Consider the following 15217-nt stretch of genomic DNA (forward strand, 5'->3'; position numbering starts at 1 on the left):
GGCCCGCATGAGCGAGAAGGTCTCGGCGGTGGGCACCCGCGAGCGGCTGCTCGCCGCCGCCGAGCGGTTGCTGCTCACCGAGCGCTACGACGACGTCTCGGTGCGTGCCATCTGCGCTGCGGCGCAAGCGAATCCGGCCGCGGTGCACTACCACTTCGGCTCCAAGGAGGCGCTGGTGTCGGCGCTGCTCGAGGACCGGCTGGGCCCGCTGTGGGCGGACCGGCTGTCGGCGCTGGCCGCGGCGCACGCCCCGGTTCCCGAGGTGGTCGAGGCGGTGCTCGAGCCGTTCGTCGAGCTGTCGGCCGATCCGGTGGGGCGGCTGCATCTGCGCCTGCTGGCCCAGTTCGTGCTGGGGCGGCACGGCACCGACTGGCGGCAGCCGTGGTTTCGGATGGACGCGTGGACCGGGCTGCTGCCGGATGTGCCCGCCGCCGCGGCCGGGCGCCGCTGGATGCTGGCGTTCGAGCTGATCATCATGCGTTTCGGCGGTGCGCGCGAGCGGCCGCCGTCGCCGCGGTCGGTGGCCGCGCTGCGCGAATTCGTGGTGGCCGGGCTGACCGCGCCGAGCGAGGAGGACCGATGACCGACATCTTCACACCGGCCGTGCTGGGGCCGATCACGTTGCGCAACAGGGTGATCAAGGCCGCCACGTTCGAGGCCCGCACCCCCGACGCCCTGGTCACCGACGACCTGATCGAGTTCCACCGCGAGGTCGCCGCGGGCGGGGTGGGCATGACGACGGTGGCCTACTGCGCGGTCGCGCCGGGCGGCCGCACCGACCGGCACCAGCTGTGGCTGCGGCCGGAAGCCGTTGCGGGACTGCGGAAACTGACCGACAGTGTGCACGCCGAGGGCGCGGCCGTGAGCGCGCAGATCGGCCACGCCGGGCCGGTCGCCAACGCGGCCTCCAACCGCGCACCCGCGCTGGCGCCGAGCCGGATGTTCAGCCCACTCGGCATGCGCCCCATGCACGTTCCCGACGAGGCCGAGATCCGGGAATTGATCCGCGCGCACGCCGAGGGCGCGCGCCTGGCGGAGCAAGCCGGATTCGACGCCGTGGAAATCCATTTCGGCCACAACTACCTGGTCAGTTCGTTCCTGAGCCCGCTGCTGAACCGGCGCAAGGACCGCTACGGCGGCTCGACCGCCAACCGCGCTCGTCTGGCTCGCGAAATAGCCTGTGCGGTAAGGGAAGCCGTCGGTGACCGAATGGCGGTGACGGCGAAGCTGAATATGGAGGACGGCGTCCGCGGCGGTCTCACGGTGCCGGAGTCGTTGCAGGTGGCGAGCTGGCTCGAGGCCGACGGCGCACTGGACGCGCTCGAACTCACGGCGGGCAGTTCACTGCTGAACCCGATGCTGCTGTTCCACGGCGACGCACCCCGGCGGGAGTTCGTGCAGGCCCTGCCCGCCCCGGCGCGCTGGGGCATGCGGCTGGTCGGGCGTGCCTTCCTGAAGGAGTATCGCCACCGCGGCACCTACCTGCTCGAGCGGGCGCGGCAGTTCCGCCGCGAACTCACCATGCCGCTGATCCTGCTGGGCGGCATCACGAATCTGGACGACATGCGAACGGCGCGCGCGGAGGGCTTCGACTTCGTCGCCATGGGCCGCGCCCTGCTCCGGGAGCCGAATCTGTTGCACCGCATACGATCCGACGCCACGACGCAGTCGGCCTGCGTGCACTGCAACCGCTGCATGCCGACCATCTACCGCCGCACCCGGTGCGTCTACCGACCGGAGCCGCTGTCCATCGAGAACATCGGAGGGAAGAACCTATGACCGGCCGACTGTCCGGACGCGTCGCGCTGATCAGCGGCGCGGCCTCGGGGATGGGCGCCGCGCACGCCCGCGCGTTCGTCGCCGAGGGCGCCGCGGTGCTGCTGGGCGACATCGCCGTGGACGCGGGCAAGCAGCTCGCCGACGAACTCGGCGAGCGGGCCGCCTTCGTTCCCCTGGACGTCACCCGCTCCGGTGACTGGGAACTCGCGGTGGCCGCGGCCGTGGGCCAGTTCGGCAAGCTCGACGTACTGGTGAACAATGCCGGGCTGTTGGACGGCGGTCCGCTGGGCACCTACACCGAGGAACAGTGGCAGCGGATCCTGGCGGTGAACCTGACCGGGCCGTTCCTGGGCCTGACCGCCGCGCGGGACGCCCTGGTCGCCGCGGCCCCGGCGGCGGTCGTGAACATCTCCTCCGCCGCCGGCATCCAGGGCGTAGCCGGGATGCACGGCTACACCGCCTCCAAGTTCGGGCTGCGCGGACTCACGAAATCCGCTGCGCTGGAACTGGCTCCGTTCGGCGTGCGGGTCAACTCGGTGCATCCCGGCGGCATCGCGACCCCGATGATCGGCGCGCAGCCGGGCCAGGTCACCATCGACCGCAATGCCGACACCCTGACCAGACTCGGTGCGCCCGAGGAGATTTCGGCGCTGGTCGTTTACCTGGCCAGCACGGAGTCCAGCTATTGCACCGGCGCGGAGTTCATCGCCGACGGCGGCATGACCGCGGGCTCGACGCTGGGCTGACCCGCTGCGCGACCGGTCGTCGCGCCGGGCTCAGGCCCGCCCCGCTTCAGGAGCGACCTGTCCATCTTCACTCGACGACTCCCTCGTGCCCGCAAGCACGGTCGTGCCCGACGGCGCGACAGTGCCCGACGACGCGACCGTATCCGGCGGCTCCGGCAGGGCCAGGGTCAGCGCACCCAGCCCGACGGCCACCACGGCGATGGCCGACAGCATGGTGATGCTGCCGTCGAGAGTGTGCGCGCGGAAGAACACCGTGCTCAGCACCGCCAATCCGACCGCGTTGCCGACCTGTTCGATGGTCGGCAACGCGCCGGAGGCCTCCGCCATGCGGTCCTCGTCCAGGCCGGCCAGCATGATCGGTTGCAGCAGCGCGCCGAAGGCGCCGACGCCGAAGCCGGACACGAACACCGGTACGACCGCGAGCGCGAGGCTCACCTCGCCGTCGGTCACCCACAGATACCCGGCGGCGATGGCCACGCAGACCCCGAACACGGCGATGCCCGCCGCCAGCACCCGCACGCCCCACCGCTTCACGAACAGCGGCGAAAGCAGCGCTCCCGCACCGGCTCCCAGCGCGAACGGCGTCATCGCGATGCCGGTGCGCAACGGCGACCAGTGCAGCACGTCCTGCAGCATGATGGACGCGGCGAACACGAACGCGGTGAACAGCCCGAAGAAGATCGTGATCAGCACCGAGCCGACCCGGAACCCGCGGTCGGCGAACAGGTCCAGCCGCACCAGCGGCCCCGCCCCGCGCCGGGCGCGCCGCCGCTGCTGCGCGACGAAGACCGCGGCGACCGCGAGCGCGGCGGCGATCATCGCGAAATGGCCCGGCCGCCAGCCGTTCTGCTGCACGTCGGCCAGCGCCGACAGCAGCAGGAGCAGGCTGATCGTCGACACCACCGCCCCCGTCAGGTCCAGTCCCTCGCGTTCCGGCGCGGGTCCCAGATGGAGGAATCGGTGCGCCAGCACGAACGCCAGCACGCCCAGCGGCAGGTTCATCAGGAAGATCGCGTGCCAGCCCGACCCGCCCAGGTTCAGGGTGATGAGCACGCCGCCCACGATCGGGCCGAGCATGCCCGCGAAACCGGCGGTCGCGCCGTAGAGCGCAAAGACCTGCTGATGCCGCTCGCGCGGGAAACTGGCGGTCAGGATGGCGATGGTCTGCGCCGCCATCCCGGCCCCGGTGATTCCCTGCGCCACTCGGGCCACGATCAATTCCGTAGCGCCGGTGGACATTCCGCACCACAGCGAGGCGGCGGTGAACCCCACCACCGACACCAGGAACATCCGGCGCCGGCCCACCAGCGCGCCGATGCGGGCCGCGGTGAGCAGTGTGCACGCGAACGCCAGCGAGTAGCCCGCCACCACCAGCAGCTGCGCCGACTGCGAGGCGTGCAGGTCGTGGCTGATGTCGGGCAGCGCGGTGTTCACGATGGTCACGTCGATCATCTGCATGAACACCGAGATCAGGCAGCCGGCGAACGCGAGCCACGCGGCCAGTTCGCCGCCGGTGCGCGCGGTGGTGTCGGCCTCGGTCACGAGATCGCCTCCGATTCCGGACGGTCGGGTGTGTCGTCCTCGACTGGGACTGTGGCAGAGGGCGGGCGCGCCGTCGCTCGGTACTCCGGAAGATTCCGCGATCACACAGCCGGGGTGTGCAGCCGTTGTGAGGCCGCCCAACGCGTTGTGACGCAGCGTCTTCGGGCTCAGCGCGTGGTCGGCTCCGGGGTGTCGGGCTGGTTCAGCGCCGCCTCGAACATCGGCCACGAGTTGTGCAGATCCTCTTCCCAGTAGCCCCACGAGTGGGTGCCGTTGGGCCGGAAATCGAAGGTGGCCGGGACCTTCAGCTGCCGCAGGCGCTCCTGGAGCTGATGGGTGCAGACGTTGGTGATCGCCTCCAGCGGCGCGCCGAAGAACAGCTGGTACATCAGCTGCACCGCGTCGCCGCGGGCGCCGGGCAGGTTGTCGCGCGGGCCGGGCAGGCCGTTGCCGGTGGACACGTAGATCGCGGTGCCGCGTAGTCGGTCCGCGTGCAGGTAGGGGTCGTTGGCTGCCCAGGCCGGATCGCTCGGCGGGCCCCACATGTTCACCGCGTTGCCGCGCTGCCCGGTGACAACCGCCGACACCATGGCCTGGCCCTGCGGGTCGCTGGTGCGCACGCAGCCGCTGTAGGAACCGATGGCGCGATACAGCTCCGGCGCGCCGATGGCCAGCTGGAACACCGAGGTGCCGGCCATGGAGAGGCCGGCGATGGCGTTGCGGCCGTTGCCGCGGAAGGCGGCGTCGACGATCGGCGGCAGTTCGCGGGTGAGGAAGGTGGCCCAGCGCTGGCGGCCCAGGATCGGGTCGTCGGCGCGCCAGTCGGTGAAGTAGCTGCCCGCGCCGCCGAACGGGATCACCACGTTGACCTGCTTGTCGCGGAAGTACTGCACCAGGTCGGTGGTCTCGAGCCAGTTGCCGTCCGAACCGCCGTTGGCGCCGTTGAGCAGGTAGAACGTGGGCGCCGGCCGGTCGGGGTCGGCGGCCCGCAGCACGGTCAGCCGGGTGACGGTGTTCATCGCCGCGGAATGCACCCCGACATCGAGGACGCGCTCGGAGATCTGCCGGATGTCCTGGATGCGGGTACCGTCGTCGGCGGTCAGCGGCGCACCCGCCGCGGGCTCCGCCGTCGCCGGGCCGCTCACGGCGAAACCGTTGACACTCAAGGCAGTAACGAGCACGGTGGCCGCGGTCAGCAGGCCCCGCGACAGCCGCTCGGACATCATCGCACTCCGATCTGGACGCCGTGACCCACCGCTGCGCGATCGGCGGGTCACCCCCGAAACCTCTTGCGAGTCAACCGCATGGTGACCGGGTAGGGCCAGGGTGCGGTCACAATGTTGTGGCGCGTCCCAGATCGTTCGTCGGGCGAATTACCCCGGGTCCCAAAGGGTCGTCCGGGCGTCAGAGCGTGAAGGGCTGCTCGGCGGGTGTCAGGCGGGGGAGGGTCGCGGAGATCCGCGCGCACAGCCGCCACGGGCGGTCGGTGTCCGTCGCGGCCTTGCCGCTGGTGAGGATGGCCCCGGACAGCGCCCGCTCGGGATCGGCCCAGCCGTATTGCGTGGTCAGGCCGCTGCGGCCGAAGTGGGAGCGGGTGTGTGCGCCGAATTTCGATCTGCGCCCGCCCAATTCGAAGCCGGCCCGGCTCACCCGGCCGGCCACGCCCGGCAGCCAGGCGGCCGGCTGCACCGCGCGGCGCAGGGTGTCGGGCGCGAGGATCCGGACACCGTCGAGTTCGCCGCCGCGCGTGAGGATCTCGTAGAACCGCGACAGTTCGGCGGCGGTGGTGACGAGATTGCCCGAGGGCAGCTCGGCGGTGAGGAAGGCGCGGTTGTCGGCCTCGGACACCGGCCCGCTCAGGCCGCCGCCGAGTGCCTTGTGCGCCAAGTACTTCCACACCCGCGAGGGCGGCGGGCCGGTGCGCACGCTGGGCACCACCAGGTCGACGTCCTCGGGCCGGACTCCGAAGTTGGTCCACCGGAAACCCAGTGGGTTCAGCACCTGTTCGGCCAGGTGCTCGCGCATCGGGCGGCCGGTGGCGCGGCGCACCAGCAGCCGCTGGATCAGTCCGCTGGTCATCGCGTGGTAGACGCGGAAGCGGCCGGGACGCCAGCTGGGGACCAGGTCGGCCAGCGCCCGCGCGGCCAGTTCCTCGTCGAGCACCAGTTCCGCGCCGCGGTAGGGCCCCGTGATGAACGGCACCCCGGCCGAGTGCGAGAGCACGTCGCCGAGGGTGATGGCGGCCTTGCCGTTCGCGGCGAACTCCGGGATGTAGCGGCAGATCGGGTCGTCGAGGGCGAACGCGCCCTGCTCGATCAGCATGAACATCAGGGTCGCGGAGACGCCCTTGGCGGTGGAGAAGCCGCAGAACGGCATGTCGGGGGTGACGAGCACGCGCTCGGCGTCGGGATCGTCGTCGGGGGCGTTGCCGCGGGCGTGGCCGATCGCCCGATTGAGCAGGATCTTTCCGTTGCGTCGCAGGCAGATCTGGATCGCGGGGGTCGTGCCCAGCCGGTACCAGTCCAGGACGGCGTCCCAGAGGTGGTCGACGGCCTCGCGCGGTACACCGGCGGCGGCCGGGTCGTCCTCGGGGCCGGTCGTCGTCACCGAGTCGAGGTCGGCGGGGACGGTCACCATCGGGTTGGTCATTGCAGCCAGCATAGCCACGGGCGGTAAATCGGGATCGGCGGTGCGTGCGGGCCGAGCCGCGCGGGGCTCGAATGTGTTGGCGGACAATAGGATCACACTGAGCGCAACCCGTGGGACGCGGTGGCCGCGGCGGATACGGTCAGGCTATGAGCAGTGTGTCCGGGCCGCGCCGTCCGCTGAAGACCGTGACGGGTGTGAGCGGGTCGCCGGAGGTGTACGCCGCCGCGATCGACCCCGGGCGGTCGACCCTGGACGCCGCGGTGGAGGTGGCGCGGCTCGCCGAGGCGCACAAGATCGACGCGCTGTTCGCCGCGGATTTGCTGAGCTTCGGCGCGCAGGGAGCGATCGGGGCGCAGGAGCCGCTGATCGTGCTGTCGGCGCTGAGCTCGGTGACCACGCACGTCGGCCTGATCGCGACGGTGACCACGACCTTCCACCACCCGTTCAATCTGGCCCGGCTGTTCGGGACCCTCGATCACGTGAGCAACGGGCGGGCGGCGTGGAACGCGGTCACCTCGTCGGTGGGGGAGGAGAACTACGGGGACGCGGACCTGCCCAGCCCGGACGAGCGCTACGCGCGCGCCGCGGAATCGCTCGCCGTGGTGAACGCGCTGTTCGACAGCTGGCATGCCGGTGCCCTGACCCCGGACGGGAACGGTGGCGCGCTGTTCGACGCCGAGCGGGTGCGGCCGATCGACCACGCCGGGCGCTACTTCACCGTGCGGGGGCCGCTGAACATCCCGCCGCTGCCGCAGCGGCGGCCGGTGCAGTTCCAGGCGGGGCAGTCCGAAGGCGGTGTCGAACTCGGCGCCCGGTTCGCGGAGGTGGTGTTCACCTCGCTGCCGACGCTCGAGGACGCGGTGACCTACGCCAAGCGCATCCGGGCGGGGGCCGCGGACCTGGGCCGCGCCGACGGGCTGCCGCTGATCATGAGTTCGCTGCACGCGACCTACGGGGCGACCGAGGCCGAGGTCCGCCGCACGGTGCGCGAACAGCAGGAGGCCACCGATTTCGACGCGGGGCGGCTGCGGCTGGCGGACATGCTCGGTGGCGACGTCGACCTCTCGGAACTGCCGCTGGATCGCCCGCTCCCCGAAAGCCTGCTGCCCGAGGTGGGTGCGCTCAACCGCCGCCGCGGCCGCGCCGAGATCTTCAGCCGCTTCGCCCGGCAGGGAAAGACGTTGCGCGAGTTGATCCTCGCCGCGAAGGACACCGGGCACTGGGCGGTCGCGGGCACGCCCGAGCAGATCGCCGACGCCGTCGCGGAACGCTACGACGCCGGCGTGCTCGACGTGGTCACCCTCGGCGGCCTCGACCACCCGCGCACCCGCGACTTCGCCCTCAACGGCCTGCTCCCGGAGCTGCGCCGCCGCGGCATAGTCGGCACCGACTACGCGGGCGACACCTTCCGCGCCAATCTCGAACTGCCGCCCCTGCCCGCGCCCTGACCGACTGCGCCTTCCCGGTGCCCCGCGAACGCTGCTGTCCGGCTCGGACGACCCGAAGGCTACTCGGGGTCGGTGATGCCCTCTGCGAACAGGAGGCGTAGGTCGATGGCGCCTTCTCGGACGGCTCTGGCCTCGCCGTATTCCGGGGAGTCGTACCACTCGCGGAGTCGGTCGAGGGTCGGGAATTCGATGGCGGTGACGACGCGGCCGGTGGGCCAGGGCGGGCCCTCGGCCACGTGCGGCGTGGCGCCCTGGATCAGGTAGCGGCCGCCGTACGCGGCGATGGAGGCCGCCGCGATCGAGAAGTATTGGGCGGCGCGGGCGGAATCGAGGTTGGTGGCCTCGACCAGAACGTATGCGGGCAAGGAAGCCTCCGGGCGATCAGGAGTGGATGGCGATGGTGGTGTCGGGAATGGCCTCCAGCAGCCGCCCCCACTCCGGATAGGTTCGCACCTTACGCGCGACCATGTCCGCGATCCGCGCACCCAGCTCCGGGTCGGGGTCGTCGGAGAGCCGGGCCGGCACCAGCCGCTCGAGGTGCGGCAGGATCTCGAAATCGCCCGCGAGGTGCACCGGGTCGTACAGGTAGCGTTCCAGCGCTTCGAGATCGGCGACCCCTACGCAGTAGGCGTGCGTGAATCCTTCCGCTGGATCGCCCAGATCCTGGCCCACCGTGCCGAACGACACCGACTCCACGCTTGCCGTCCGGCGCATCGCCGCCAGCACCGCGGCGCGCGTCGCCGCGTCCGCGCTGTCCTTGAACCGGAAGCGCAAAACGTTGACTATCACCGGAATACCTCCTCTGATTGAACTTGTCGGTTCAGATTAGTTGTCTGGTTAGTTTTGTCAAACGGTCCATCGGGCTGAACCGCCGAGTACAGCGCGGGGCGAGGCGGGATATGCTGCGGGAGTGGCAGCGGGACAGGCGGGCGCGACGCCGCGCGGGCGGATCGACAAGCGGCAGGCGATTCTCGACGCCGCCTTCCAGGTGTTCGCGCGCAAGGGTTTCGAGCAGGCCTGCGTGCAGGACATCGCCGCCGCGGCGGGCGTCGCCAAGCCCACGGTCTACAACCACCTCACCGACAAGCACAGCCTGCTGCGCGAATCGATCGCCGTGGTCGCCGATGCCGTCGGCGCGGACTGCGTCGCCGTCCTCGAACGGCTGCGCAACCCCGGCGACGATCTGCCCGCCCTGCTCGAGGACGTCGCCTACCGGCTGCTGCGCATCTGCAACGACGACCGCTCCCGCGCGCTGCGCCGGCTCGCCTACGGACAGGCCGCCGGGGACCCGGGACTGGTCGAACTCGCGCGCGAGCGCACCGGCCAGCGCACCCTGGACGCGCTGTCCGACCGGCTGGCCCGCCTGGCACTGTCCGGCCGCCTCCGCACCGCGGACCCGGCCGTCGCCGCCGAGCAGTTCCTCGCCTTGCTGACGGCGCCGGTGGAGAACCGCTCCCGCATGGGCACCCGCACCGTCCGCACCACCGAACTGCGGACCATCGCCGCGGCCGCGGTCACGACGTTCCTGGCCGCCTACGGCGCCGACGCGGGCTAGGCGTCTTCGAAATACACCAGCCGGTAACCGGCAGTTCGCCCGCGTCGCTGCAAGGCTCAGCGGGTGGCGTGCGGCCGATCGCCTCGGGGCAGCGTTCGGCCGACCGGGCGACGTAGCCGCCGAAACGCTGCGCCGACGCGGGCGGGGTGCTCAGGAGGTGAGGGCGGTCTCGAAGAGGGCCCAGGAGTCGTGCAGGTCTTCCTGCCAGTAGCCCCAGGAGTGCGTGCCGACCGGGCGCAGGTTGAAGGTGGCGGGGATCTGCAAGTGGTCGAGGCGCTCGCGCAGGGTGAGCGCGCAGCGGTTGGTGATGGCCTCGAGTACGCCGCCGCTGACCAATTGGCCGATGAGCTTGCCGCCGTTGCCGTGGATGCCGGGACCGTCGAGGGTGTCCAGGGGGCCGGGGAAGCCCGAGCCGTTGGACACGTAGATCGCGGTGCCGCGCAACCGTTCCGCGTGCAGGAACGGGTCGTTGGCCGCCCAGGTCGGATCGTTCGGCGGGCCCCACATGTTGGCCGGGTTGCCGCGCCAGCGCAGCACCACCGCGTCGACGAACGCCTGCCCTTGCAGATCACTGGTCTGCACGCAGCCGCTGTAGGAGCCGACCGCCCGATACAGCCCGGGCGCGGCGAGCGCCAGCTGGAACACCGAGGTGCCGGCCATGGAGATCCCGGCCACGGCATTGGCGCCGCTGCCGCGGAACGCCGAATCCACGATCGGCGGCAGTTCGCCGGTGAGGAAGGTGGTCCAGCGCTGGCGGCCGAGCACCGGGTCGTCGGTGCGCCAGTCGGCGAAGTAGCTGCCGTTGCCGCCCATCGGGACCACCAGGGTGACCTGCTTGTCGCGGAAGAACTCGGTGAGGTCGGTCTGCTCGGTCCAGCTGCTGGAGTCCGCGCCGCCGCTGGCGCCGTTGAGCAGGTACAGCACGGGCGCGGGACGCGAACCGTCCGGCGCGGGACGCACTTTCACCGTGAGGTCGGTGTTCATCGCCGCCGAGTGCACCCGCAGTTCGAGCATCCCGTCGCCGGTCTCGGCGGCGGCGACCAGGTGCGAACCGTCGGCCGCGGGCAGCGCGGCGGCGGTGAGCGCGGGAATGTCCACCGGCGCCGGCTCGCTGCCCGCGTCGGCGGCCGCCGGCGACCACGGCGACAGCCCGACGACGATCAGCGGCGCGAGCAGCAGCCTGGCCCGCACGCGCCTGCCACGACTTCTCACCGGGGACCTCCGAAACCTCTCGTACGAGCGTGTTCGGTGCCACCGTAGATTCGGATATTCCGCTGCCACAACCGGTTACGCGGGGAATTGGGACGACCGGTCGGGCCGGTCGGCCGATCCTGGGGAAGGTCACAAGATTCCCGGCCGGAGGTGGTCGCATGCCACCGGCTGTCGTTAACTCGTCACCATGTTACCGGCGCGTTACCCGGGTCGGTGACCGAGTTCTGCTGTGCCGTATGAATTGAGGGCCACCGTGGTCAGTTTCGGTTTCTTCGACGATTGGCATCCGGAGCCGGGCAGGCTCACCAGTTGGACGGCATCGCCCAGCTCACGGGCCGCGGTGCGGCAGGCGCCGGTACACCCGGCGCCGCCGTCGTATCAGCAGGAGGCGTATCTGCGGGCGGCGCATCGCAATTCCGGTGCGGGCTTCCGGGTTTCCCGCCTGTGTATGATCGCATTCGATATCCCCGGGGCCCCGGTACATGTCGCCCTGACCCGGACGGTGAATGCGTTCCTGCGCCGCCACGACACATTCTCCAGTTGGTTCGAGCTCGATTCCGAGGACCGATTCGTCCGGCATGTGGCGGCGGCCGAGGATATCGAATTCGAGCCGACCGATCACGGTGAATTCACCGACAGCGACGCGATTCGCGCGCACGTGCAGAACGAGACCCCGGACCCGTCGCAGTGGGACTGCTTCAGCTTCGGCATCATCGAGCGGGCCGACTCGTTCACCGTCTACGCCGCGGTCGACCACCTGCACACCGACGGTGTGGCGCAGGCGTTGTCGTGCGTGGACCTGCTGACGCTGTACGGCCGCGAGCTGTCCGGCGGCCAGGTCGCGGTGGGCGAGGTCGACGGGCACATCGCGCATTGCGCCCGGGAACGGGCCTACAACGCCGAGCTGACGCTGGACTCGCCGCCGGTCCGCCGCTGGGTGGAGTTGTTGCGGCGCAACGGCGGTGACGTGCCGTCGTTCCCCTTGGACCTGGGCGCCGGGGCCGGGTACACGCGAGGCGCGCAGGTGACCGTGCCGCTGATGAGCGAGGCCGACGCGCTGGCCTTCGAGCGGGCGTGCGCCGAGCACGGCGGGCGGTTCCTGGGCGGGCTGTTCGTGGCCATCGCCATCGCCGAACTCGAATTGAGCGGCCGGGACCGGTATTTCGGCTTCACGCCCGCGAACACGCGCAGCACGCCCGGCGAGGCGGGCTCGATCGGCTGGTACACCAACCTGATTCCGGTGACGGTGGACATCCGGCCCGAGGACACCTTCGCCACGCTGGTCGGCGCGGCGCAACAGGCGGCCGAGCGCGCCAAGGACCTGCTCGATGTCTCGCTGCACCGGGTCCTGGAACTGGCCACCCCCGACCTCGGCATCCACACCGAGCCGGGCTGGGCCGCGCCGATGTTGTCCTACGTCGACGTCCGCAAGATCACGGGCGCGGAGATGTTCAGCCGCATCAACGGCGGCCTCTACGGCAACAACGCCTCCGCCGGCGAGGTCTACACCTGGGTCAACCGCCTACCCGACCAGACCAAGCTGAGCGTGCTGTTCCCCGACACCCCCCAGGCCCACGAATCGATCGACCGCTACGTGAAGGCGGTGACCTCGGTCATCACCACCGTCGCGGCCGAAGGGGATTACGGCATCCGCGCCGACGCGCGGTCATGAAAGGAGCATTCGGCGCGGCCGCGCCCGACCGCGTCGATACTGTGGCGGAAGTCGGCGAGCAGCGCGACGGTTCACGAGAAACAGTGCCGCCGTTCGCGTTCCGGCCCGTGGCGGCCGTTGCCGGGCTTGCCGCGCTGATCCTGGTGGTGCGGGCGGATCGGTACGACTGGTTCGGTGACGAGTTGTATTTCCTGGCGGCCGGGCGGCGGCCGGCGTTCGGGTATGTCGATCAGGGGCCGCTGGTGCCGCTGTTGGCCCGGTGTGCCGACCTGATCGCGCCTGGATCCCTTGTGGTGCTGCGACTTCCGTCGATTCTCGCGACGGTCGGGGCGATCGTGCTCTCGGCGGCACTGGCCCGGGAGTTCGGGGGGCTGCGGGCGGCGCAGGTGCTCGCGGCGCTGGCGTACGCTACCTGCCCGTTTCTCGTCACCCAGGCCGCGACCCTGTCGACCTTCGCGCTGGACACCACGCTCACCGCGGCGGTGATCTGGTTGCTGGTGTGCTGGAACCGGATTCGCGACGATCGGCTGCTGCTCGCCGCCGCGGCCGTGGCCGCTCTCGACGTGCAGGTCAAGCTGCTGGTTGCGGTGCCACTGCTCGGGCTCGCGCTGGGTGTCGCGGCCTGCGGCCCGCGCGAGCTGCTGCGTCGGCGCGCGCTGTGGTTCGGCACGCTGCTGGTGGGCGCGTCGGCGCTGCCGGGATTGCTGTGGCAGGCCCGGCACGGCTGGCCCCAGCTGGCGATGGGCGGGGTGATCCGCGCCGAGCAGCAGGCCGCCACCGGCGGCACGGCGGGCCTGCCGCTGCAAACGGTGCTGCTGATGGGCCTGCTGGGCGGCCTGCTCACCCTGGCCGCTGTGTGGGCGTGGGCCGCGGCGATCCTGCGGCGCAGCGGGTCCGTTAGTGCCACAGGCGCTTTCGGCGCGGCGCTGGTTCGCCACCGCTTCGTCGCGGTTGCGGTGGGTTGCCAGATTGTGTTCGTCGCGGTTACCGGTACACGGCCGTATTACCTGGCCGGGCTGTTCCCGGTGGTGTTCGCGGTGGGCGCGGTGTGGGTGCTCGAGCGGGAGGTCTCCCGGCGCTTGCGGGGTGCGGTGACGGTGGTGACGGGGATCTCGGCGGCGATCGTCGTCACCGTGCTCGTCGTGTTGCCGCTGCCGCAGACCGAGCTGCGGCAGCCGAGCGACACCCAGAGCCGGATCTCCGCGCGGCTGCGGATGTTCGGCACCAGCGGCTGGGACCATCTCGGGGCCGCCGTCACCGCCGCCTACCGCGGCCTCGCACCCGAGGAACGGGCGCGGGCGGTGATCGTCACGCAAACCTATTGGCAGGCAAGCGCTCTCGACCACTTCGGCGGGGAACTTCCCGCGGTGTACAGCCCGAACCGTGGGTTCGCCTACTTCGGAACGCCGCCCGAGTCCGCGACCACCGTGCTCTACCTCGCCCCGCCGAAAGCCGCGCCGCGCCTGCGCGAAACGTTCGCCGGCGTCCGTCCCGTGGCCGTTCTCGACGACCGGCTCGGCTTCCCCGGCATCGACCGCGAACTGATCGTCTGGCGCTGCGACCGGCCGCAGCGGTCCTGGGCCGCCACCTGGCCGAGCCTGACCACCACCGTGCTCGACCCGGGCATCTGACGCGCACAAGGAGATTCGATGTCGCTGACGGCCGACACCACCGGCAGCACCTGGTTCCGCGGCGAATGGTCGCTGCCGGACCTGACGAAACGCAAAGGGACGCGGACCATCTCGGTCGTCGTCCCGGCACTCAACGAGCAGGACACCATCGCCGGGGTGATCGCCTCGGTCCGAGGTCTGGTCGGCACTCTCGTCGACGAGCTGATCGTGGTCGACTCCGGTTCCACGGACGCCACCATCGACCGCGCCCGCGCCGCCGGGGCCACCGCCGTCTACACCCGCGAACAGGCGCTGCCCTCGCTGCCGCCGCGCCCCGGGAAGGGCGAGGTGCTGTGGCGTTCGCTGGCCGTGGCGACCGGCGACGTGATCGTGTTCATCGATTCCGATCTGCGCCACCCGGATCCACGCTTCGTCCCGTCGCTGGTGGCGCCGCTGCTGCACGACGAGCGGCTGCGGCTGGTGAAGGGCTGCTACCGCCGGCCGCTGGGCAACGACCCCTCCGGCGACGCCGACGGCGGCGGGCGCGTCACCCAGCTGGTCGCCCGCCCGCTGCTGGCCGCGCTCGCCCCCGAACTCGCCGACATCGTGCAACCGCTCGGCGGCGAATACGCCGCCACCCGCGAACTGCTCACCGCCGTGCCGTTCGCGCCCGGCTACGGCGTCGAGATCGGCATCCTGCTCGACACCTGGCGGCGGCACGGCGCGGCCGCCATCGGCCAGGTCGACCTCGGCACCCGGGTGCACCGCAACCGCCCCACCCACGAACTGGCCGTGATGAGCCGCCAGATCGTGGCCACCCTGCTGGACCGGCTCGGCATCGCCGACTCCGGGATCGGGCTGACTCAGTACCGCCCCGACGGCACCGGCTGGCGGCGGCACACCACCACGGTGTCGCTGGCCGACCGCCCCGCCATGGCCGACCTGCTCGCCTACGACTGTTCCCTGCTCAACCCGTGATGCCACGGCCCACGCCGCCGGAGGAC

General features: G+C 71.3%; 14 protein-coding genes. 8 read left to right on the forward strand and 6 right to left on the reverse strand.

Annotation, left to right across the window (positions count from 1 at the left end):
• Window positions 1-7 precede the first annotated feature (7 nt).
• From IU476_RS31040 to IU476_RS31050, 3 genes are read left to right on the forward strand one after another with little or no spacing between them, the layout of a single operon-like run.
• Window positions 8-583, forward strand: a complete 576-nt coding sequence (locus IU476_RS31040) for a TetR/AcrR family transcriptional regulator (protein WP_195105866.1) — start codon at window positions 8-10, stop codon at window positions 581-583.
• Window positions 580-1779, forward strand: coding sequence for an NADH:flavin oxidoreductase (locus tag IU476_RS31045; RefSeq protein ID WP_195105867.1), 1200 nt, complete (start codon window positions 580-582; stop codon window positions 1777-1779). Before IU476_RS31040 ends, IU476_RS31045 begins: the two co-directional genes overlap by 4 nt.
• Window positions 1776-2525: an SDR family oxidoreductase gene (locus tag IU476_RS31050; RefSeq protein WP_195105868.1), complete on the forward strand. Its 750-nt coding sequence runs from the start codon at window positions 1776-1778 to the stop codon at window positions 2523-2525. Before IU476_RS31045 ends, IU476_RS31050 begins: the two co-directional genes overlap by 4 nt.
• A 30-nt stretch (window positions 2526-2555) precedes the next feature.
• On the opposite strand, the gene IU476_RS31055 is transcribed toward IU476_RS31050, so the two are convergent.
• The 3 genes from IU476_RS31055 to IU476_RS31065 form a co-directional block, all read right to left on the reverse strand.
• Window positions 2556-4067: an MFS transporter gene (locus IU476_RS31055; RefSeq protein WP_324194460.1), complete on the reverse strand. Its 1512-nt coding sequence runs from the start codon at window positions 4065-4067 to the stop codon at window positions 2556-2558.
• Between the two features lie 167 nt (window positions 4068-4234).
• On the reverse strand, window positions 4235-5290 hold the full coding sequence (locus tag IU476_RS31060) for an alpha/beta hydrolase (RefSeq protein ID WP_195105869.1): 1056 nt from the start codon (window positions 5288-5290) through the stop codon (window positions 4235-4237).
• 181 nt (window positions 5291-5471) lie between these two features.
• Window positions 5472-6716, reverse strand: coding sequence for a serine hydrolase domain-containing protein (locus tag IU476_RS31065; protein ID WP_195105870.1), 1245 nt, complete (start codon window positions 6714-6716; stop codon window positions 5472-5474).
• A gap of 146 nt (window positions 6717-6862) precedes the next feature.
• On the opposite strand from IU476_RS31065, the gene IU476_RS31070 reads away from it, so the two are divergent.
• Window positions 6863-8164 carry an NtaA/DmoA family FMN-dependent monooxygenase gene (locus tag IU476_RS31070; protein WP_228824592.1) on the forward strand — a complete coding sequence of 434 codons (1302 nt, stop codon included), beginning with the start codon at window positions 6863-6865 and terminating at the stop codon, window positions 8162-8164.
• Between the two features lie 59 nt (window positions 8165-8223).
• Here IU476_RS31070 and IU476_RS31075 read toward each other — a convergent pair whose 3' ends face one another.
• Window positions 8224-8529, reverse strand: a complete 306-nt coding sequence (locus IU476_RS31075) for a DUF1330 domain-containing protein (protein WP_195105871.1) — start codon at window positions 8527-8529, stop codon at window positions 8224-8226.
• A 16-nt stretch (window positions 8530-8545) separates the two neighbouring features.
• The gene (locus IU476_RS31080; RefSeq protein ID WP_195105872.1) at window positions 8546-8953 is read right to left on the reverse strand and encodes a Dabb family protein; all 408 of its coding nucleotides are present in this window, start codon (window positions 8951-8953) and stop codon (window positions 8546-8548) included.
• Window positions 8954-9074: 121 nt separating this feature from the next.
• Between IU476_RS31080 and IU476_RS37165 the strand changes: the two genes are divergently transcribed.
• Window positions 9075-9719 (forward strand): TetR/AcrR family transcriptional regulator, encoded by a 645-nt coding sequence (locus IU476_RS37165; protein WP_195105873.1) that lies wholly within the window; start codon window positions 9075-9077, stop codon window positions 9717-9719.
• A gap of 150 nt (window positions 9720-9869) precedes the next feature.
• Here IU476_RS37165 and IU476_RS31090 read toward each other — a convergent pair whose 3' ends face one another.
• Window positions 9870-10931, reverse strand: coding sequence for an alpha/beta hydrolase (locus tag IU476_RS31090; RefSeq protein WP_324194462.1), 1062 nt, complete (start codon window positions 10929-10931; stop codon window positions 9870-9872).
• A gap of 253 nt (window positions 10932-11184) precedes the next feature.
• Here IU476_RS31090 and IU476_RS31095 point away from each other — a divergent pair, with 253 nt between their 5' ends.
• From IU476_RS31095 to IU476_RS31105, 3 genes are read left to right on the forward strand one after another with little or no spacing between them, the layout of a single operon-like run.
• Window positions 11185-12603 carry a condensation domain-containing protein gene (locus IU476_RS31095; protein WP_195105874.1) on the forward strand — a complete coding sequence of 473 codons (1419 nt, stop codon included), beginning with the start codon at window positions 11185-11187 and terminating at the stop codon, window positions 12601-12603.
• Window positions 12600-14234, forward strand: a complete 1635-nt coding sequence (locus tag IU476_RS31100; protein WP_195105875.1) for an ArnT family glycosyltransferase — start codon at window positions 12600-12602, stop codon at window positions 14232-14234. Before IU476_RS31095 ends, IU476_RS31100 begins: the two co-directional genes overlap by 4 nt.
• An 18-nt stretch (window positions 14235-14252) precedes the next feature.
• Entirely contained in the window at window positions 14253-15191 is a 939-nt protein-coding gene (locus tag IU476_RS31105) for a glucosyl-3-phosphoglycerate synthase (RefSeq protein WP_195105876.1), read from the forward strand.
• Window positions 15192-15217 lie beyond the last annotated feature (26 nt).

Source organism: Nocardia blacklockiae, from assembly GCF_015477355.1.
GTDB classification, from domain to species: Bacteria; Actinomycetota; Actinomycetes; order Mycobacteriales; family Mycobacteriaceae; genus Nocardia; species Nocardia blacklockiae.

Coding starts and splice junctions, on each gene's coding strand:
- IU476_RS31105 (WP_195105876.1), top strand. CDS start 14,253: ATGTCGCTGACGGCCGACACCACCGGCAGCACCTGGTTCCGCGGCGAA.
- IU476_RS31060 (WP_195105869.1), bottom strand. CDS start 5,290: ATGTCCGAGCGGCTGTCGCGGGGCCTGCTGACCGCGGCCACCGTGCTC.
- IU476_RS31045 (WP_195105867.1), top strand. CDS start 580: ATGACCGACATCTTCACACCGGCCGTGCTGGGGCCGATCACGTTGCGC.
- IU476_RS31065 (WP_195105870.1), bottom strand. CDS start 6,716: ATGACCAACCCGATGGTGACCGTCCCCGCCGACCTCGACTCGGTGACG.
- IU476_RS31070 (WP_228824592.1), top strand. CDS start 6,863: ATGAGCAGTGTGTCCGGGCCGCGCCGTCCGCTGAAGACCGTGACGGGT.
- IU476_RS31100 (WP_195105875.1), top strand. CDS start 12,600: ATGAAAGGAGCATTCGGCGCGGCCGCGCCCGACCGCGTCGATACTGTG.
- IU476_RS31050 (WP_195105868.1), top strand. CDS start 1,776: ATGACCGGCCGACTGTCCGGACGCGTCGCGCTGATCAGCGGCGCGGCC.
- IU476_RS31040 (WP_195105866.1), top strand. CDS start 8: ATGAGCGAGAAGGTCTCGGCGGTGGGCACCCGCGAGCGGCTGCTCGCC.